An 18225-nucleotide genomic window follows, 5' to 3' on the forward strand; every position below is an offset into this window, starting at 1 on the left:
ACTCAGCCCGCCGGAGCGGGACCGTCGGTGGGTCGCGCGTCGGCGATGAACTCGTGGACGCGCTTCTCGAGCTCGACGTCGAACGAGTCGACCTCGTCGAACGAGTCGACCGTGGGGTCGGAGTCGGTCGGCGTATCGGGGGTGCTGCGCTCGTCCTTCATGCCGTCGAGCGTACTGCTCCCGAGCAGCCGCTCGCTCCCGGCCCTGGGCGACGCACGGTGAGCACTGGCACACACGGGGGGTCGAGGAGGGGCATCGTGCGCCGATAGGATCGCAGCCTGATCGGGGGAGGCCCGCGTGTACGACTGGTTCATGGGCATCGGCCTCTTCAACCCGGTGCTGCTGTGGACCGCGTTCCTGCTGAGCGCGGCTCTGGTGGTCTACCTTCTGGCGCGCCGACCCACGCTGAGGCGGGTGCTCCTCGCCCTCGTGGGCATCCTCGGCGGCGCGTGCGTCGCCCTCGTGGCGGTGGTCGTGATCAACGCGACCGGGGCCATCGGCCGGTCGCTCGAGCCGTTCGTCATCATCTGGGCGGCGTGCGGCCTCGCCGCCGTCGGCCTCGCGATCGTCAACCTGATCGGATCGCGATGGTGGCGCAAGGTCATCGCCGCGATCGCCATCGTCGTCCTCCTCGCCACCACGTTCCTCGGCATCAACCTCGGTTACGGCCTCAACGCCACCGTGGGGTCGTTCTTCGGCGTCGTCCCGAGCAACCCCGCCGACCTGCCCAAGCCCAAGCCGACGACCTCGTACGACGAGTCGAAGCCGCTGTACGAGCAGTGGACGCCGCCCGCCGACATGCCGGCCGTCGGCAAGCGCGAGACCGTCTCGATCCCCAACACGCAGTCGAAGTTCGTCGCGCGCGAGGCGGGCATCTACCGCCCGCCGGCGGCCCTCGTGGCCGATCCGCCGCCCCTGCCGCTCGTCATCCTCATGATGGGCCAGCCCGGCAATCCCGACGTGCAGTACATCGCCGACGTGCTCGACCAGTACGCGGCCGCGCACCAGGGCCTCGCCCCGATCGCCGTCATCGCCGACCAGATCGGCGACCCCAGCCAGGATCCCGTCTGCATCGACTCCACGCAGTTCGGCGGCGCCGAGACGTACATCACGAAGGACGTCGTCGACTGGGCGAAGGAGAACCTGCAGGTCGCGAAGGATCCGTCGCAGTGGATCGTGGCGGGCTACTCCAACGGCGGCGGATGCGCGTTCAAGTATGCGGCCGAGCATCCCGAGATCTGGGGCAACCTGATCTCCGCCTCGGGCGAGATCTACCCGGGCTCCGAGAACCCCCAGGGTGTCATCGACTCGCTCTTCGGCGGCGACAAGGCCGCCTTCGAGAAGACCAAGCCGATCTCGATCCTGCAGTCCGGCGCCTACCAGTACCCCGACACCTGGGCGGTGTTCACCGCGGGCGACCAGGATCCGGGGTACGTCTCGCAGGCCGCCGACATGAACGCGGCGGCGCTCGCGGCGGGCTGGACCAGCCAGGACTTCACGCTGCCCGACACCGGCCACGGGGCGGATGCGCTCACCAACGGGCTCACGAAGGGGTTCGAGATCCTCTACCCGCACCTGGGCTTGGCGCCACCGTCCTGACGGATGCCCGCCGCCCGCCGCCCGACGCCCGTCGGCGCGGGCGGCGGGCGTCGGATCTGGTTCAGTCGGGGATCGCGGGGTCGCCGTTCTGCGAGGCGACGATCGGGATCTCGGTGGTGATCGTGGGCATCGACGCGGTGATCACCGAACCGTCGGCGCGGATCGTGCCCTCGATGTCGCTCGTCGTCGGCGCACCCTCGAGAGTGGGCACCTCGTCGCGCAGCGTCACGCGCGACGGGCTCTCCGTGGTGACGTCGACACGTCGGCCGCGGACGTACAGCTCCGCGCCGAGCCCGTCCTCCACCGTGAAGGTGATCGAGTCCTGGCGCAGGTCGACCCGGATCAGCGAACCGCGGATGGTGACGTGGAACGCGAGCGCCTCCCACTCTTCGGGCAGGCGCGGATCGAACGTGAAGGTGCCGAGGTAGTCGCGCATCCCGCCGAAGCCGAACACGAGCGCGCTCCACACGCCGCCCATCGACGCCACGTGGAGGCCGTCGGCGGTGTTGTTGTGGAGGTCGCCGAGGTCGACGTAGAGGGCCGCGCGGAAGTACCCGAGAGCGAGTTCGCGGTATCCGACCTCTGCGGCCACGATCGCCTGGGTCGACGCCGAGAGGGTCGAGTCGCCCGTGGTGAGGGCGTCGTAGTACTCGAAGTCGCGGCGCTTCTCCTCCTCGGTGAACTCGTCGCCCTGCAGCAGCAGCGCCAGCACCACATCCGCCTGCTTGATCACCTGGAAGCGGTAGATGACCAGCGGGTGGAAGTGCAGAAGCAGCGGCCGCTTGTTCGCGGGCGTGTTCTCGAGGTCCCAGAGCTCCTTCTCGAGGAACTGTGAGTCCTGGGGGTGGATGCCGAGCTCGTCGTCGTAGAGGATGTGCATCGCCTCGGCGGCAGCCGCCCACTCAACGATCTCGTCCTCGGTGAGGGCGAGCCTGGCGAGCATCCGCTCGTACGACACCGGGTCGGACACCTGCAGCGCGCGGGTGCGCCGCACGGCCGCGCGGAGGTTGGCCCGCGCCATCACGTTGGTGAAGAGGTTGTCGTTGACGACGGTGGTGTACTCGTCGGGCCCCGTGACGCCATGGATGTGGAACGACTGCTTGCCGTTGCTGCGCCAGAACCCGAGGTCGGCCCACATGCGCGCGGTCTCGACCAGGATGTCGATGGCCTCGCCGTTAATGAGGAAGTCCTCGTCGCCCGTCGCCGACACGTACTGCGACAGCGCGTGGGAGATGTCGGCGTCGATGTGGTACTGCGCGGTTCCGGCGGCATAGTAGGCGCTCGACTCGAGGCCGTTGATGGTGCGCCAGGGGAACAGCGCGCCGCGCTGGTTGAGCTCGGCAGCGCGCTCGCGGGCGGCCGGGAGCATGGCCTGGCGGAAGCGCAGCGCGTTCCTGGCGACCTGCGGCGACGTGTAGGTGAGGAACGGGAGCACGTAGATCTCGGTGTCCCAGAAGTAGTGGCCGCCGTAGCCGGAGCCCGACACGCCCTTCGCGGCGATGCCGCCGCCGTCGGTGCGGGCGGTGGACTGCGCGAGCTGGAACAGGTTCCAGCGCACCGCCTGCTGGATGCTCGGCTCGCAGGGGATCTCGACGTCGGAGCGCGACCAGAAGTCGTCGAGCCAGCGGGCCTGGCGCTCGAACACCTCCTCGATGGGCGCCGACTCGATGCGGTCGAGCGTGCGGTCGCAGCGGTCGGCCAGCTCGCGCGTGGGCACGCCGTTGGACGTGTGGTACGCGATGGTCTTGATGAGGCGGATGGGCTCGCCCGCCTTCGCCTGCACGCTGTAGACGTGCTTGGCGAGGTCGTCGTCGATCTGGCCGGACTCGGTCCACTCGTTGCCGGTCTCGAGACGGTGGTCGGCGCCGACGGCGAGGGTCATGCCGGAGTTGGAGGCACGGTATCCGAGGAGGTAACGCGAGCCCTCGGCGCGCTTGAAGCGCGGCAGGAGGACGCGATCGGTGAACGACGCGGCCTTGCGCGGGTCGTCCATCGTGTTCTCCGCGTGCGCCGCGGCGGCGTACTCGTCCTTCCAGTCCTGCCGGTTGAGGATCTGGCTCGAGATCAGCACCGACGCATCCGCGTCGAGCATCGTGACCGAGTAGTCGACGACCGCGACGTGGCGATCGGTGAACGAGGTCAGTCGGCGCGAGCGCACGAGCACGCGCTTGCCCGACGGGGTGCGCCACTCCACCTCCCGCCAGAGCACGCCGGTGCGGAAGTCGAGGCGGCGGACGTAGGCGACGATGTCGGCGCTCGAGACGTCGAACGGCTCGTCGTCGACGTAGAGCTTGATCAGCTTGGTGTCGGGGACGTTGACGATCGTCTGGCCGACCCGCGCGAATCCGAACGCCTCCTCGGCGTGACGGATGGTCCAGGTGTCGTGGAATCCGTTGACGAAGGTGCCGTTCTGGTGACCGCCTAGCCCCTCCTCGGGATTGCCGCGCATGCCGAGGTAGCCGTTGCCCACGGCGAACAGCGTCTCGGTGCGGCCCTGCAGCGCGCGGTCGAAGTCGCTCTCGGTGAGGCCCCACTCGTCGATGGGGAAGTGGTAGCGGTCGAGCGGATCGGACGTGATCGGGTTCATGCTGCGCCCTCCGTGGCGGGAACGAGTTCGGAGAGGTCGTCGATGACCACGTCGGCGCCGGCGGCGATGAGCTCGTCGGCACCGGCCCCGCGGTCGACGCCGATCACGAGCCCGAAGTCGCCCGCACGACCGGCCTGCACGCCCGAGAGGGCGTCCTCCACCACGACGCACTGCGACGGGTCGAGGCCCAGGCGCTCGGCGGCGACGCGGTAGGTGTCGGGCGCGGGCTTGCCGGGCAGACCCTCGGCGGCGGCGACCACGCCGTCGACGACGACGTCGAAGCGGTCGCGGATCCGCGCCACCTCCAGCACCGGGACGGCGTTGCGCGAGCTCGACACGACGGCCGCCTCGAAGTGCGTGCCGCGCAGCACGTCGAGCAGCTCCAGCGATCCGGGGTACGCGGCGATGCCCTGCTCGGCGAGAGCCCGCTCGAACATCTCGTTCTTGCGGTTGCCGAGGCCCATCACGGTGTCGGCGGTGGGCGGATCGGTCGGCTCGCCCTCGGGCAGGGTGATCCCGCGGGCGGCGAGCATGTCGCGCACGCCGTCGAACCGGGGCTTGCCGTCGACGTGCGCCACGTAGTCGGCCTCACCCTCGTAGGGCGCGACGTCGTGCTTCGCGAACTCCTCCGTGAACAGCCGGCGCCAGGCCTCCTTGTGGAGGTCGACAGTGGGCGTGAGCACGCCGTCGAGGTCGAAGAGGAACGCCTTCAGGCGGGAGCCCTGCAGGGCGTCGTTCAGGTTCGGGGCGGGCATGGTTCTCCTCATCCGGTTCGGGCACGGTCGGTCGACGCTGCCCGCCTCGACGCCCAGCGTAATCGCAACCGCGCGCTCCCCGGAACGTGCCCGTAGGGTGGGCGGAGGAGTCGGCGGCGTCCGAGCCGCCCGCGAGCGTCGAGGGGATGCGGGATGACCGAGGACGAGAGGCGCTTCGTGGAGACCTTCCGCGAGTTCCTGGAGAAGGTCGTGCACAGCGGCGGTGGGCCCACGGACGGCAACTCGGAGCTCGGTGACCTCGTCGAGCAGCACCTCGGACGAGCCGTCGCGCAGACGCCCGTGGTGGCCCGCACGTTCCCACCCCACCGTCTCGTCGACGCCGACGTCGCGATGTCCTCGTTCGCCGAGGAGCAGGGCATCGCCCCCCTCGGCGCCTCCTCCGGCAACGGGCTGCGCGACCAGCACGGGATGGCCGAGCTGATGGCGGGCAACCGCTATGCGGCGATCGCCGTCGCCCCGGTCGACTACGTCTCCCTGGCCGACGGACCCGACTCCACCCGTCGCGTCGCCGCGTGGGCCCTGTTCCTCCTTCACCACGAGGGGACCCCGGTGGCGGTGCTCCAGCGCGCGGCCAAGCCGGAGCGCGGCCGCCAGAGTGCAGGCATCGAGGTGATGGCGGCCGACGACGACGTCGTCGAGTCGTTCCTCGCCGAGTTCTCCCGACGGATGCTCGAGCTCTCGGTGCTGCGCGGGCAGGTCCTCTCCTTCACTCCGAGCGAGTTCGGTCACGGTTCGGCCGGCGCGACTTTCCTGCCCCGTCCGCAGGTCGCGGCCGACGACGTCGTGCTCGCGCCCGGCGTGCTCGACCGGATCGCCCGCCACGTCGTCGGGATCGGCGAGCACCGGGAGCGACTCCGTTCGTCGGGACAGCACCTCAAGCGGGGTGTGCTGCTCTACGGGCCTCCCGGTACGGGCAAGACGCTGACGATCCGGCACCTGCTGACGCGCACGCCGGGGACGACGGCGATCCTCCTGAGCGGCGCCTCCATCCGCTTCATCACCGAGGCGGTCGAGGTGGCGCGGGCGATGCAGCCCGCGATCGTCGTGCTGGAGGACATCGACCTCATCGCGAGCGAGCGCGACCTCCACGGACCCCAGCCGCTGCTGTTCTCGGTGCTCGACGCCCTCGACGGTCTCGACGGCGACTCCGACATCGCGTTCCTCATGTCGACGAACCGCATCGAGACCCTCGAACGGGCGCTCGCGGAGCGGCCCGGTCGGGTGGACCTCGCTGTCGAGATCCCGCTGCCGGACGACGACTCGCGGCGGCGGCTGTTCGCCCGGTACGCGTCGGGGCTGCCGTTGTCCACCGAGGCGCTCGCCGCCGCGGCCGACCGGTCGCAGGGGACCACGGGGTCGTTCGCGAAGGAGCTCGTGCGCAGCGCCGTGCTCGCCGCCGCCGACGAGGGGCGTGCCGTCGCGGACGACGACCTCGACCGGGCGCTGCAGGCGCTGCTCACGTCGTCGGCCGCGGTCACCCGGCGACTGCTGGGGACGTCCAGCTCGGGCGAGTAGGTGCGGCTCTCGTCTGGTGCTCGGCGTCTGTCAGGCTTAGCGCCTGGCGGCAGCGATCTCGTGCACGACGTCCTCCGAGCCGGCGTAGATGCCGTCCTGCCGGGGCCAGTGCACGACGACGTCGGTGAACCCGGCCGCGCTCGCGCGATCCGCGGCCGCCTCGAAGGCGCTCACGCTCGAGAGGCTGTACCTGTCGCCTGAGTCGAGCGAGAGGTAGCGCGGGAACTCGTCGGGTGCGCGCCCGGCCGCCTCGAGCTTCTCGGAGAGCGTCCGCGACAGCACGGCGACGCGGCTCCACCACTCGTCGCCCTCCGCGTCCGGCGGGCCGGTCGTGATCCAGCCGTCGCCGTGGCGGGCGACGAGGTCGAGGCCCTTGGGGCCGTTCGCCGCGATCGCGAACGGCATCCGCGGTGTCTGCGCCGGGGAGCCCACCATGCGCGCCTGGCGCGCCGTGAACCACTCGCCCTCGACGTCGATGCCGCCCGACCCCTCCGGCTCGAAGCGCAGCAGGCGGTCGAGCCCCACGACGAACTCGGCGAAGCGGTCGTGCCGCTGCCGCGGCGTCAGCTCGGGCTGGCCCAGCACCACGGAGTCGAAGCCGGTGCCACCCGGCCCGAGGCCCAGGAGCATCCGCCCGCCCGCGATCTCGTCGACGGTCGCGATCTCCTTCGCGAACGGGACCGGATGCCGGAAGTTCGGCGACGCCACGAACGTCCCGAGCCGGATGCGCGAGGTCGCCAGCGCCGCCGCCGTCAGCGTGGGGATGGTGGCGCCCCACGGCTCTCCGGCGAGCGACCGCCAGGAGAGATGGTCGTACGTCCACGCGTGATCGAACCCGAGCTCCTCAGCGAGGACCCACCGCCGCGCCGCTTCGGGCCAGGGGGTCTGGGGCAGGATCACGACCCCCACCCGGAGTGCTGTGCCGCTCATGCCCTCCAGTCTGCCCGGGTCGAGGCGCGCTTCGGGGGTCCGAAAAGCTGACACCGCGCGCCAGGGCTCCGCGGGATCGCGGGTGAGGGGGGCCGAAAACCTCAGAGTCGGCGGGCTCGGCTTGATCGCCGCAGGGCGCGCTGGGCACGGTGGAGGCAGCGAAGGGGAGTAGCTCCGTGCATCCGGCACCCGCGGATGCACGTGGCGACGTCGACACACTGGCGATCATGACGATCCGCCCGGCGTCGTGGGCTCCCGCGGAAGCGCCTCGAGTGCACGGAGTGCCTCGAGCGCGGCAGGCGGAGCGAGCGAGACCTTCGGCCCAGCCAGGCCGGAGCCCCGTCATGCCTCCGGCCCCGACCGACCGGAGAGTCACCGTGCCCGCCTCCCTCGTACGCCGCATCATCCTCTGCCTCACGATCGCGGCCCCCGCCATCGTGTTCCGCGTGACGGGGTTCGCGCTGAACCCCGTGCTCGACCTGGTGGTGTTCGGCGCCGCGGTCGTCGCCGCGAGCTTCCTGCTCGCCTGGGCCGCCGAGGCCGCCCAGAAGGACATCTCGGGCGCCCTCGCGATCGCGATCCTCGCCCTCATCGCCGTGCTGCCGGAGTACGCGGTCGATCTCTACTACGCGTTCCGATCCGGATCCGACGCCGCCTACGAGCAGTTCGCCGCCGCCAACATGACGGGGTCGAACCGGCTGCTGCTCGGCTTCGGCTGGCCGCTCGTCGTGATCGTCGCGCTCGTCGTGGCGAACCGCGGGCTCGCGCGGCGCGATCCCGCCCGCGTCTCCGCCCTCGCGCTGCCGCGGTCGACGCGGATCGACGTCGGCTTCCTCGCCCTCCTCGCGGTGGTCGCCTTCGCCATCCCGATCCTCGGTCACATCCCGGTCTGGTTCGGCGCCCTGCTCATCCTCGGGTTCGCGCTCTACCTCTGGCGGGCGGGCCAAGCGCACGACGACGCGCCGGAGGAGTTCGTGGGCCCGGCGAAGTCCATCGCCGAGATGCCCACGCGCGCCCGGCGTGTCACCCTGGTGGCGCTGTTCGCGATCGCGGCGGCGATCATCCTCGCCTGCGCCGAGCCCTTCGCCGAGGCGCTCGTGGCGTCCGGGTCGTCGCTCGGGATCGACAGCTACTTCCTCGTGCAGTGGCTCGCGCCGCTCGCGTCGGAGGCGCCGGAGTTCATCGTGGCCGTGCTGTTCGCGCTGCGGGGGATGGGGGCCGCCGCCATCGGCACGCTGATCGCCAGCAAGATCAACCAGTGGAGCCTGCTCGTGGGGTCGCTGCCCATCGCGCACCTGCTCGGCGGCGGCGGGACCGACCTGCCGCTCGACGCGCGCCAGGTCGAGGAGTTCGTGCTCACCGCCACGCAGACGCTGCTGGGCGTGGCGATCATCATCGCCCTGCGCTTCCACCGTTGGTGGGCGTTCGCGCTCGCCGCGGTCTTCGCGCTGCAGTTCGTCGTCACCGACACGACGGGCCGATACGTGCTCTCGGCAGCGCAGGCCCTGCTCGCCGTCGTCGTGCTCGTGATGCGCCGGCGCGACATCCTGCCCACCCTCGCCGCCCCGTTCCGGCGGCGGGAGGTGGCGGAGGATCATGCGGATGCGGTGCCCTCCGCATCCGTGATGGACTGAGCCGGTGACGATGCCGCCCTACGCGTTGCCCGACAAGTGGCGCACCACCGCGGTGAAGCCCGTGCGGGTGTGGCTGGCCGTGCTCTGGGCCATCGTCGCGCTCGCGTTCGCGGTGCTCGCCGCGGCGGCCGTGCTGCGCGGCGACATCGGCCTCGGGCTGCTGTTCACGCTGCTCTTCGCCGCCGTGGGGCTCGGCGTCGGCGTCGCGTACGAACACGCGGGCGACGAGCGCGGGATGCCCGTGCTGCTCAACGCGATCACCCTCACGAAGGCGCGGGTGCGGCCGCCCGACTCGTGGATCCACTTCTTCCGCGAGCTGCCCCCCGGGCGGTGGCTCACGATCTGCTTCGCCGCCACCGGGACGTTCTGCTCGGTCGCGCTCGGCTGGCTGTGCGTCGTCGCGGTGACGACGGGCGCCGGCTGGATCCTCATCGTCCTCATCCCGCTCCTCCTCGGCGCGCTCGTCGTGGCGCTCGCGGGATGGATCGCGGTCGTGCAGCGCTGGCGGCACGCGTCGTTCGGGCGCCGCCCCATCGGGCTCTCGGTCGGGCGGCACGGCGTCATCCGCTGGTTCCTCGACGACCGCGTCGACGTGTGGCCGTGGGAGTCGATCGCCGCCGTGCGGGCGCAGGCGTCGGCGGTCGACAAGGACACGGGCGACTTCATGCCCGGCATCGTGCTCGTCCCCGTCGAGGGTGCGCCCGACCCGACCGATCCGGGCGAGGCCCTCGTCGAGCGCGAGTACGACCTCACCGGGTACCAGTCGCACGCGTGGCTCATCTACTCCACCGTGCGGTACTGGCACGAGCATCCGGAGCTGCGGCCCGAGCTCAGCACCACCCACGCCCAGCGGCGGATCGCGGGGTGGCGCGACGGGATCGCGGCGTTCGCGGCGGCTCCGCCCCCGCCCGCGACGCCCCCGTCGGCCTCTCCGTGGGCGGGCCTGCCCCAGGGGCCGGCGTCCGGAGGCTCCGCGCCGCAGAGCCCGCCGCCGCCCGCGCCGCCGGGTCCGCCGCCCGCGTCGCCGCCTGCGTCGCAGACCCCGCCGCCGCCCGCGTCGCCGCCGGACCCGCCGCCGCTCATCTGAGGGGCGCGTCCGCGCACCGTCGTCGCGAGTGGCCGTCGAAAGGTACCGTCACAGCCCGCACGGCGCGTACATCGCCTCATGTCCGCTCTCAGGCGACCTCTCGACGGCCATCCGCTCGTGCGACGAGCGCGATTAGGCTGAGGGCATGCACGGCGAGTACAAGGTCCCGGGCGGGAAGCTGGTCGTCGTCGACCTCGACGACGTCGACGGTCGCATCAGCGGCTTCCGTCTCGCGGGCGACTTCTTCCTCGAGCCCGACGACGCTCTTCCCCTGATCGACGCGGCCGTGAACGGGCTCGCCGTCGACACCGACGCGGTGGGCATCGCCGACGCGGTGCGCCGCGCCCTCCCCGAGGGCGCCGTGCTGCTCGGCTTCTCGCCCGAGGCGGTCGCGGTCGCCGTCCGGCGCGCGCTCTCGAAGGCGTCGAGCTGGAACGACTACGACTGGCAGCTCATCCACAGCGGCGCCGAGAGCCCGCAGATGCAGCTCGCCCTCGACGAGGTGCTCACGAACGAGGTGGGGGAGGGGCGCCGCAAGCCGACCCTCCGCATCTGGGAGTGGGACGCGCCCGCGGTCGTCATCGGCAGCTTCCAGTCGGTGAGGAACGAGGTCGACCGCGAGAACGCCGAGCGGTACGGCTTCGAGGTCGTGCGGCGCATCTCCGGCGGCGGCGCGATGTTCATGGATGCGGGCAGCGTCATCACCTACTCCCTCTACGCCCCGGCGTCGCTGGTGCAGGGCATGAGCTTCGCCGACTCCTATGCGTTCCTCGACGAGTGGGTGATCCTCGCCCTGCGTTCGCTCGGCATCGAGGCGATCTACCAGCCGCTCAACGACATCTCGTCGGCGAAGGGCAAGATCGGCGGGGCGGCGCAGAAGCGGCTCGGCAACGGGGCCGTGCTCCACCACGCCACCATGAGCTACGACATGGACGGCGAGAAGATGGTGCAGGTGCTGCGCATCGGCCGCGAGAAGATGAGCGACAAGGGCACGAAGTCCGCGGCGAAGCGGGTCGATCCGCTGCGGTCGCAGACGGGACTCACGCGGGCCGAGATCATCGACCGGCTCGTGCAGACGTTCACGGGCCTCTACGGTGCGACGCCGTCCGAGATCACCGCCGACGAGCGGGCGACGGCCGAGGAGCTCGTCCACACCAAGTTCGAGACGCCCGCCTGGCTGAACCGCGTTCCCTGAGCCGGGCGTCGATGCGCCGACGCTCGGACCGATGACCCCGGTCGCTGGTACGGTGTGCCCGTGCTGAAGTGGGTGCTGCTCGCCGTGACCATCGGCCTCGAGGTGATGGGGTCGCTGTCGCTCAAGGCCGCGCTCGACGCACCGGGCTGGTACGTCACCGTCGTGATCGGATACATCGGCGCGTTCGCGCTGCTCTCGCGTGTGCTGAAGCTCGGGATGGCGATCGGCGTCGCCTACGGCATCTGGGGGGCCTGCGGGGTGGCGCTCACCGCGCTGTTCAGCGCGCTGCTGTTCGGCGAGCCGCTCACGCTGCCCATGCTCGGCGGTATCGCGCTCATCATCCTCGGTGTGCTCACGATCGAGCTCGGGTCGCAGCGCGCCCAGCGCCGGCGCGAGGCCGACGCGGGAGCCGCCTCGTGAGCGGGTTCAGCATCCTCTTCCTCGCCATCGCGATCCTGGCCGAGGTCGGCGCCACCCTCTCGCTTCGGATGGCGACCCACGGCAGCAGGCTCTGGATCATCCCGGTCGCGATCGGCTACCCCATCGCGTTCGCGATGCTCGTGCTCACCCTCGCCGAGGGTGTGCCCCTCGGGGTGACGTACGGCATCTGGACAGCGGCCGGTGTGGCCCTCACCGCCCTCGCGGGGCGCGTCTTCTTCAAGGAGCCGTTCACCTGGCTGATGGCCGCGGGCGTCGCGCTCATCATCGGCGGCGTGCTGCTGGTCGAGACGGGGGTCGAGCACTGACCGGTCCCCGGCTGCGCCGCGTCGCCGTCCTCGTGCTCGAGGGGGCGAAGCCGCTCGACGTGGGGATCCCCGCCCAGGTGTTCACGACCCGCGACAGCATGCCGTACGAGGTGCGCGTGTGCGGTGCCGCGAAGGGCGTCGTCGCCGGCGGCGACGGGCTCGCCTACGCCGTCGACCACGGCCTGGAGGCGCTCGAGTGGGCCGGCATCGTGTTCGTGCCCGGATACCGCCACCCCGACCGCACCCCTCCACCCGCGGCGGTGCTCGAGGCGCTGACCGTGGCCCACGCGAGGGGCGCGCGCCTCGCCGCCATCTCGACGGGCGCGTTCGCGCTCGCCGCGACGGGCCTCCTCGACGGCCGCCGCGCGACCACCCACTGGCACTACACCGCGGCACTGAAGCGGACGCATCCGCTCATCAGGGTGGAGGAGAACGTGCTCTTCGTCGACGAGGGCGACGTGCTGACGAGCGCGGGGGCGGCCTCGGGCATCGACCTCTGCCTGCACGTCATCCGCGGCGACCTCGGGGTCGGCCCGTCGAACCACGCCGCCCGCCGGCTCGTCGCCGCGCCGTATCGCAGTGGCGGACAGGCGCAGTACGTGCCGCGGACCGTGCCGGAGCAGCTCGGTGAGCGCTTCGCAGCGACCCGCGAGTGGGCGATCGCGCACCTGCACGAGCCGCTCACGCTCGCCGCGCTGGCCCGCCAGGCGGCGGTGTCACCGCGGACGCTGTCGCGCCAGTTCCTCGCCGACTCCGGCTACACCCCCATGCAGTGGCTTCTCCGCGTGCGGGTCGACGCCGCGCGCGAGCTGCTCGAGCGGTCGGAGCGCAGCGTCGAGCAGATCGCCGCCGACGTCGGCCTCGGCACGGCGGCGAACCTCCGGATGCACTTCCAACGCATCCTCGGCACCAGCCCCGGCGCCTACCGCCGAACCTTCACGCCCGACGACTGACGGGCCCGCCGTCTCTTTCCGGATGTGGCGCGAAACTTGCGGATGCTGTCGATCGAGCCACTGTCGAGTTCGCGTCGGCGACGCGAGACTGCCGTCATGACTCGCATCGCCATCAACGGATTCGGCCGCATCGGCCGCAACGTCCTCCGCGCCCTCCTCGAGCGCGACACCGACATCGAGGTCGTCGCGATCAACGACCTCACCGAACCGGCTGCGCTCGCGCGGCTGCTCGCCTACGACTCCACCGCGGGCCGCCTCGGTCGGCCGGTCGAGGTCGACGGTGACACCCTGGTCGTCGACGGGCGCCGCGTCCGGGTGCTCGCCGAGCGTGATCCCGCCGACCTGCCCTGGGCCGAGCTCGGCATCGACGTCGCGCTCGAGTCGACCGGGCGCTTCACAGCAGCGTCCGCCGCGCGGGCGCACCTCGACGCCGGTGCCCGTCGCGTGCTCGTGTCAGCGCCCTCCGACGGGGCGGACGTGACGCTCGCGTACGGCGTCAACACCGACGCGTACGACCCCGAGAACCACCGCATCGTGTCGAACGCCTCCTGCACCACCAACGCGCTCGCTCCGCTCGCCTGGGTGCTGCACGAGCTCGCGGGCATCGAGCACGGGTTCATGACCACCGTGCACGCCTACACGCAGGAGCAGAACCTCCAGGACGCCCCGCACCGCGATCCGCGCCGTGCCCGCGCCGCCGCGATCAACATCGTGCCCACGTCGACCGGCGCCGCGAAGGCCATCGGGCACGTGCTGCCCGAGCTCGACGGGCGCCTCTCGGGCGACTCGATCCGCGTGCCGGTCCCCGTGGGCTCGATCGTCGAGCTCAACACCGTGGTCTCGCGCGACGTCTCCCGCGAGGACGTGCTCGCCGCGTACCGCGAGGCGGCCGCCGGTCCGCTCGCGGGCGTGCTCGAGTACTCGGAGGACGCGCTCGTCTCGAGCGACATCACAGGCAACCCGGCCTCGTCGATCTTCGACTCGGCACTCACCCGCGTCGACGGCCGTCACGTGAAGGTCGTCGCCTGGTACGACAACGAGTGGGGGTTCTCGAACCGCGTGGTCGACACGCTCGAGCTCCTCGGCGCGTGACCCGGCGGCGCTGTCGATCGGCCACGCGCCTCCGATCGACAGCGCCCTCCGGATGCACGACGATGGACCGATGGGCATCGACCACAACACCCGCGAGCTCGAGGACGGGATCGTCACCGACCTCCGCGAGAAGATGACGTACGGCTCGTACCTCTCGCTCGACACGCTGCTCGCTGCGCAGAACCCCGTCAGCGTCCCCGAGCACCACGACGAGCTGCTGTTCATCATCCAGCACCAGACCACCGAGCTCTGGCTGAAGCTGATGCTCCACGAGCTCAGCGCCGCGTGCCGGATGATCGCCGCCGACGATCTCGCCGGGTCGCTGAAGAAGATCGCCCGGGTCAAGCACATCCAGAAGACGATGACCGAGCAGTGGTCGGTGCTCGCGACCCTCACACCGAGCGAGTACGCGCAGTTCCGGCACTTCCTCGGCAACTCCTCCGGGTTCCAGTCGTGGCAATACCGCGGGGTGGAGTTCGTCCTCGGCAACAAGAACGCGAAGATGCTGTCCGTGTTCGACGGCGAACCCGCTGCTCGGGGCGAGCTGGAGCGCCTGCTGCACACGCCGAGCCTCTACGACGAGTTCCTCCGCTATCTGGCTCGCGCGGGGTACGCGGTGCCTGCCGAGGTCCTCGACCGCGACGTGACGGTCGCGCACGTGTACACCGAGTCGCTCGTGCCCCTCTTCCGCGGGATCTACGAGGACGAGAAGACGCACTGGGTTGCGTACGAGGCCTGCGAGGAGCTCGTCGACCTGGAGGACGACTTCCAGACCTGGCGCTTCCGCCACCTGCGCACGGTGCAGCGCACCATCGGGTTCAAGACCGGTACCGGCGGATCCAGCGGCGTGGGCTTCCTCAAGCAGGCGCTCGACCTCACCTTCTTCCCGGAGCTCTTCGCGGTACGCACCGAGATCGGACGACGATGACCACCACCACCCCCACCCCGTCCACCGACTCCGCTCACGCCGCTCGCGCCGCCGAGCTCGACCGCGCGGATCCGCTCGCCGGCTATCGCGACCGCTTCGTGGGCAGCGACGACCCCTCGGTGCTCGCCTACGTCGACGGCAACTCCCTCGGCCGCCCGGTGCGCGGGGTCGCCGAGCGGATGGCGCAGCTGGTCGAGACCGCCTGGGGCGGCCGCCTCATCCGCCATTGGGACGAGGGCTGGTTCGACCTCCCGCTCACCCTCGGCGACCGGATCGGCGCCACCTGCCTCGGCGCGGCATCCGGCCAGACGGTGGTCGGCGAGTCGACGACGGTCTCGCTGTACAAGCTGGTGCGCACGGCGCTCGCGGCGCGGCCCGGCCGCCGCGAGATCGTGATCGACCGGCACAACTTCCCCACAGACCGCTTCGTGGTGGAGGGGGTCGCCGCCGAGACCGGGGCGAGCATCCGCTGGATCGACGTCGACACGGCCGGCGGCCCCACCGTCGACGACCTCGCCGCTGTGCTCGGACCGCAGACCGCGGTGGTGGTGCTCAGTCACGTCGCGTACCGGTCGGGCCACCTCGCCGACGCCGCGGCCATCACCGAGCTCGTGCACTCGCACGGGGCGCTCGTGCTCTGGGACCTCTGCCACTCGGTCGGCGTCGTGCCGATCGAGCTCGACGCGTGGGGTGTCGACCTCGCCGTCGGATGCACGTACAAGTACCTCAACGGTGGACCGGGCGCCCCGGCGTTCCTCTACGTGCGGGACGAGCTGATCCCCGACGCGCGGCAGCCGATCCAGGGATGGATGGGGGTGAAGGACTCGTTCCGGATGGGCGAGGCGTACGACCCGGCCGACGGCATCCGCCGCTTCATCAGCGGCACCCCGCCGGTGGTGGGCATGCAGCCGATGCAGGCCATGCTCGACCTGATCGAGGAGGCCGGCATCGAGGCGGTGCGTGCGAAGTCGGTGGCGATGACGGAGTTCGCGGTCGAGCTGTACGACGCGGTGCTGGCGCCGCTCGGCGTCGCGCTGTCGACGCCGAGGGACGCTTCGCAGCGCGGAGGACACGTGACCGTCGACCACCCCGCGTTCGTCGAGATCGTGCCCGAGCTGTGGCGTCGGGGCGTGATCCCCGACTTCCGGCCGCCCACCGGCATCCGCCTGGGGCTGTCGCCGCTGTCGACGAGCTTCGCCGAGCTCGAGCTGGCCGTCGCCGCGGTGCGCGACGAGCTCGTCGCCCGTGCCTGACCTGCTCGACCAGACGGCGCGCGAGCCCGATTCGACGGCGGCGTACGGGTCGCATCCGGCGCAGGTCGTCGAGGTGTATCGGGCGGATGCGCCGAGCTGCGTCGTGCTGCTGGTGCACGGCGGGTACTGGCGTGCGCGGTGGGACCGCACGCACCTGCGTCCGATGGCGGCGGCGCTCGCCTCGCGCGGGCTCACGGTGGTGCTGCCGGAGTACCGCCGCGTCGGCGACGACGGCGGCGGGTGGCCGGGTGCGCTCGACGACGTGCGCGCCGCGGTCGAGTGGGCGACATCGGTAGGGCTGGCGCCCGACGTGGTCGCCGGCCATTCGGCGGGCGGGCACCTCGCGGTGCGAGCGCATGCCGGTGAGCGGGGTGCTGGTCGCCCGGGCGGGCCGCCCGTGGTGTCGTTGGCCGGGCTGCTCGACCTGGGCGAGGCCCACCGCGCTGGGTACAGCAACGGCGCGGTGGGGGAGCTCCTCCGCGTCGGCGACCCCGGCTTCGCCGACCGGCTCGCGGAGGCCGACCCTCTCGGGCTCCCCCGCGCCCGCCGGCGGCGTGCGCCTCCTGCACGGCACCCGCGACGACGACGTCCCGATCGGCCAGAGCCGCGCCTACGCCCGCGCCCACCCCGGCGCCGTGCTCACCGAGCTCGAGGGCGCCGACCACTTCGACCTCGTCGACCCCACCTCCGCCGCCTTCGGCGCCGTCGTGGCGGCGCTTACCGCTCAGCACGCCTGACGCTTCAGCACCGAATCCTGGAGAGCCCCGCGCCTGGGGCGGTGCTCGCCCGAATCCGGTGTCGAGGCGACGCCTCTGTCGGTCGCGCCCCAGGGGCGCGACGCTCATCAGGAGAATCGGCCCAAGCCCGCGATGTACGGCGGCGCTTGCTCGTATTCCGTGACCAGCGTCGGCCAGCGGAGGGTGATAGGCATCACGTCGACAGCGATTCCGCAAGAGCCCTGGCCTATTCGGCCCGCCTCTCCGGATTCGGTGTCGAAGTGACGCCCGGAGGCCAAGTGCGGGCGCTCAGTCCTCCGGGATGGGGCGGTCGAACATCTCCGGGCGCTCGACGTCGGGGTCGGGGCCGCTGCGGCGGCCGGTGTCGAGGGCGTCGATGCGTGCGATCTCGTCGGGGGTGAGCTCGAAGTCGAAGACGTCGATGTTCTCGGCGATCCGCGTCGGGTTCACCGACTTGGGGATCACCGAGCGGCCCTCCTGGATGTGCCAGCGCAGCATCACCTGCGCCGGGCTCTTGCCGTGCGCGGCGGCGAGGGCGGCGATGGTCTCGTCCTCCATCACGTTCCGGCGGTCGTCGCCCCAGCCCGGGTAGAAGGTGATGCCGCCGATCGGCGACCAGGCCTGGGTGAGGATGCCGCGCTCCGCATCCGCCTTCTGCAGCTCGGGCTGCGCGAAGTAGGGGTGCAGCTCGACCTGGTTCACGGCGGGCACCACCGACGTCTCGGCGGCGAGCCGGTCGAGGTGGGCGGGGGTGAAGTTGCTGACGCCGATCGCCCGCACGCGGCCGTCGGCCAGCAGCGTCTCGAGGGCGCGGTATGCGCCGACCGTCTTCTCGAACCGGCTCGGGGCGGGCTGGTGCAGGATGAGGAGATCGAGCTGCTCGAAGCCGTCGCCGAGCTTGCGGGTGGCCTTCTCGAACGCGTGGAGCGTCTCGTCGTAGCCGAAGTCGCTCACCCACACCTTGGTCTCGAGGAACACCTCGGACCGGTCGACGCCGGACGCGCGGATGCCCTCGCCGACCTGGCGCTCGTTGCCGTACGCGGCGGCCGTGTCGATGTGGCGGTAGCCGCTCGCCAGCGCGGCCTCGACCGCGGCGGCGGTCTCCTCAGGGGCGCTCTGGTACACGCCGAGTCCGATGACGGGGATCTCGACGCCGTTGTTCAGGGTGAACGTGGGGATGCTCATGACCACGA

The 18225-nt window shown here is 71.6% G+C and carries 17 protein-coding genes and 1 pseudogene; 13 read left to right on the top strand and 5 right to left on the bottom strand.

Translation table 11 applies throughout. The annotated features are described in order from the left end of the window. Positions 1–2: 2 nt before the first annotated feature. On the bottom strand, positions 3–161 hold the full coding sequence (locus tag ACFJGV_RS13790; RefSeq protein WP_378144559.1) for a hypothetical protein: 159 nt from the start codon (positions 159–161) through the stop codon (positions 3–5). 136 nt (positions 162–297) lie between these two features. Here ACFJGV_RS13790 and ACFJGV_RS13795 point away from each other — a divergent pair, with 136 nt between their 5' ends. Then, positions 298–1599, top strand: coding sequence for an alpha/beta hydrolase (locus tag ACFJGV_RS13795; protein WP_378144560.1), 1302 nt, complete (start codon positions 298–300; stop codon positions 1597–1599). A 61-nt stretch (positions 1600–1660) separates the two neighbouring features. On the opposite strand, the gene ACFJGV_RS13800 is transcribed toward ACFJGV_RS13795, so the two are convergent. Together ACFJGV_RS13800 and ACFJGV_RS13805 are read right to left on the bottom strand one after the other, a co-directional pair. Next, positions 1661–4186 carry a glycoside hydrolase family 65 protein gene (locus ACFJGV_RS13800; RefSeq protein ID WP_378144561.1) on the bottom strand — a complete coding sequence of 842 codons (2526 nt, stop codon included), beginning with the start codon at positions 4184–4186 and terminating at the stop codon, positions 1661–1663. Continuing rightward, complete coding sequence (locus ACFJGV_RS13805; protein ID WP_378144562.1) at positions 4183–4941, bottom strand: HAD family hydrolase; 759 nt, start codon at positions 4939–4941, stop codon at positions 4183–4185. The genes ACFJGV_RS13800 and ACFJGV_RS13805 overlap by 4 nt, the downstream gene beginning before the upstream one ends. A gap of 153 nt (positions 4942–5094) precedes the next feature. On the opposite strand from ACFJGV_RS13805, the gene ACFJGV_RS13810 reads away from it, so the two are divergent. Next, positions 5095–6477, top strand: a complete 1383-nt coding sequence (locus tag ACFJGV_RS13810) for an AAA family ATPase (RefSeq protein ID WP_378144563.1) — start codon at positions 5095–5097, stop codon at positions 6475–6477. A 36-nt stretch (positions 6478–6513) separates the two neighbouring features. On the opposite strand, the gene ACFJGV_RS13815 is transcribed toward ACFJGV_RS13810, so the two are convergent. Further along, entirely contained in the window at positions 6514–7407 is an 894-nt protein-coding gene (locus ACFJGV_RS13815; protein ID WP_378144564.1) for an LLM class flavin-dependent oxidoreductase, read from the bottom strand. A 377-nt stretch (positions 7408–7784) separates the two neighbouring features. Between ACFJGV_RS13815 and ACFJGV_RS13820 the strand changes: the two genes are divergently transcribed. The 11 genes and pseudogenes from ACFJGV_RS13820 to ACFJGV_RS13870 all read left to right on the top strand — a co-directional run bounded on the left by ACFJGV_RS13820 (position 7785) and on the right by ACFJGV_RS13870 (position 17032). Continuing rightward, entirely contained in the window at positions 7785–9041 is a 1257-nt protein-coding gene (locus ACFJGV_RS13820) for a sodium:proton exchanger (protein WP_378144565.1), read from the top strand. A 4-nt stretch (positions 9042–9045) separates the two neighbouring features. Next, entirely contained in the window at positions 9046–10128 is a 1083-nt protein-coding gene (locus tag ACFJGV_RS13825; protein ID WP_378144566.1) for a hypothetical protein, read from the top strand. Positions 10129–10273: 145 nt separating this feature from the next. Further along, the gene (locus ACFJGV_RS13830; protein ID WP_378144567.1) at positions 10274–11323 is read left to right on the top strand and encodes a biotin/lipoate A/B protein ligase family protein; all 1050 of its coding nucleotides are present in this window, start codon (positions 10274–10276) and stop codon (positions 11321–11323) included. A gap of 60 nt (positions 11324–11383) precedes the next feature. Further along, positions 11384–11743, top strand: a complete 360-nt coding sequence (locus ACFJGV_RS13835; protein WP_378144568.1) for a DMT family transporter — start codon at positions 11384–11386, stop codon at positions 11741–11743. Next, positions 11740–12069: a DMT family transporter gene (locus ACFJGV_RS13840; protein ID WP_378144569.1), complete on the top strand. Its 330-nt coding sequence runs from the start codon at positions 11740–11742 to the stop codon at positions 12067–12069. Before ACFJGV_RS13835 ends, ACFJGV_RS13840 begins: the two co-directional genes overlap by 4 nt. A gap of 11 nt (positions 12070–12080) precedes the next feature. Next, a complete protein-coding gene (locus ACFJGV_RS13845) occupies positions 12081–13022 on the top strand; it encodes a GlxA family transcriptional regulator (RefSeq protein ID WP_378148732.1) in 942 nt (313 codons plus the stop codon). A 96-nt stretch (positions 13023–13118) separates the two neighbouring features. Beyond that, positions 13119–14114, top strand: a complete 996-nt coding sequence (gene gap / locus ACFJGV_RS13850; RefSeq protein ID WP_378144570.1) for a type I glyceraldehyde-3-phosphate dehydrogenase — start codon at positions 13119–13121, stop codon at positions 14112–14114. Positions 14115–14184: 70 nt separating this feature from the next. After that, entirely contained in the window at positions 14185–15042 is an 858-nt protein-coding gene (kynA, locus tag ACFJGV_RS13855) for a tryptophan 2,3-dioxygenase (protein WP_378144571.1), read from the top strand. Further along, positions 15039–16295, top strand: a complete 1257-nt coding sequence (gene kynU / locus ACFJGV_RS13860) for a kynureninase (protein WP_378144572.1) — start codon at positions 15039–15041, stop codon at positions 16293–16295. Before kynA ends, kynU begins: the two co-directional genes overlap by 4 nt. 73 nt (positions 16296–16368) lie before the next feature. Next, positions 16369–16641, top strand: a pseudogene (locus ACFJGV_RS13865) (alpha/beta hydrolase); the annotation flags it as partial. Between the two features lie 16 nt (positions 16642–16657). Then, positions 16658–17032 carry an alpha/beta fold hydrolase gene (locus tag ACFJGV_RS13870; RefSeq protein ID WP_378148793.1) on the top strand — a complete coding sequence of 125 codons (375 nt, stop codon included), beginning with the start codon at positions 16658–16660 and terminating at the stop codon, positions 17030–17032. Positions 17033–17320: 288 nt separating this feature from the next. Here the strand turns inward: ACFJGV_RS13870 and ACFJGV_RS13875 are convergent, their stop codons facing one another. Continuing rightward, positions 17321–18217 carry an aldo/keto reductase gene (locus ACFJGV_RS13875; RefSeq protein ID WP_378144573.1) on the bottom strand — a complete coding sequence of 299 codons (897 nt, stop codon included), beginning with the start codon at positions 18215–18217 and terminating at the stop codon, positions 17321–17323. Positions 18218–18225 lie beyond the last annotated feature (8 nt).

The organism is Cnuibacter sp. UC19_7, from assembly GCF_042699995.1.
Classification (GTDB): domain Bacteria; phylum Actinomycetota; class Actinomycetes; order Actinomycetales; family Microbacteriaceae; genus Cnuibacter.

Excerpts from the sequence above, each read along its gene's own strand:
- ACFJGV_RS13790 (WP_378144559.1), bottom strand. The coding sequence starts at position 161 with ATGAAGGACGAGCGCAGCACCCCCGATACGCCGACCGACTCCGACCCC.
- ACFJGV_RS13800 (WP_378144561.1), bottom strand. The coding sequence starts at position 4,186 with ATGAACCCGATCACGTCCGATCCGCTCGACCGCTACCACTTCCCCATC.
- ACFJGV_RS13805 (WP_378144562.1), bottom strand. The coding sequence starts at position 4,941 with ATGCCCGCCCCGAACCTGAACGACGCCCTGCAGGGCTCCCGCCTGAAG.
- ACFJGV_RS13810 (WP_378144563.1), top strand. The coding sequence starts at position 5,095 with ATGACCGAGGACGAGAGGCGCTTCGTGGAGACCTTCCGCGAGTTCCTG.
- ACFJGV_RS13815 (WP_378144564.1), bottom strand. The coding sequence starts at position 7,407 with ATGAGCGGCACAGCACTCCGGGTGGGGGTCGTGATCCTGCCCCAGACC.
- ACFJGV_RS13830 (WP_378144567.1), top strand. The coding sequence starts at position 10,274 with ATGCACGGCGAGTACAAGGTCCCGGGCGGGAAGCTGGTCGTCGTCGAC.
- gap (WP_378144570.1), top strand. The coding sequence starts at position 13,119 with ATGACTCGCATCGCCATCAACGGATTCGGCCGCATCGGCCGCAACGTC.
- kynA (WP_378144571.1), top strand. The coding sequence starts at position 14,185 with ATGGGCATCGACCACAACACCCGCGAGCTCGAGGACGGGATCGTCACC.
- kynU (WP_378144572.1), top strand. The coding sequence starts at position 15,039 with ATGACCACCACCACCCCCACCCCGTCCACCGACTCCGCTCACGCCGCT.
- ACFJGV_RS13875 (WP_378144573.1), bottom strand. The coding sequence starts at position 18,217 with ATGAGCATCCCCACGTTCACCCTGAACAACGGCGTCGAGATCCCCGTC.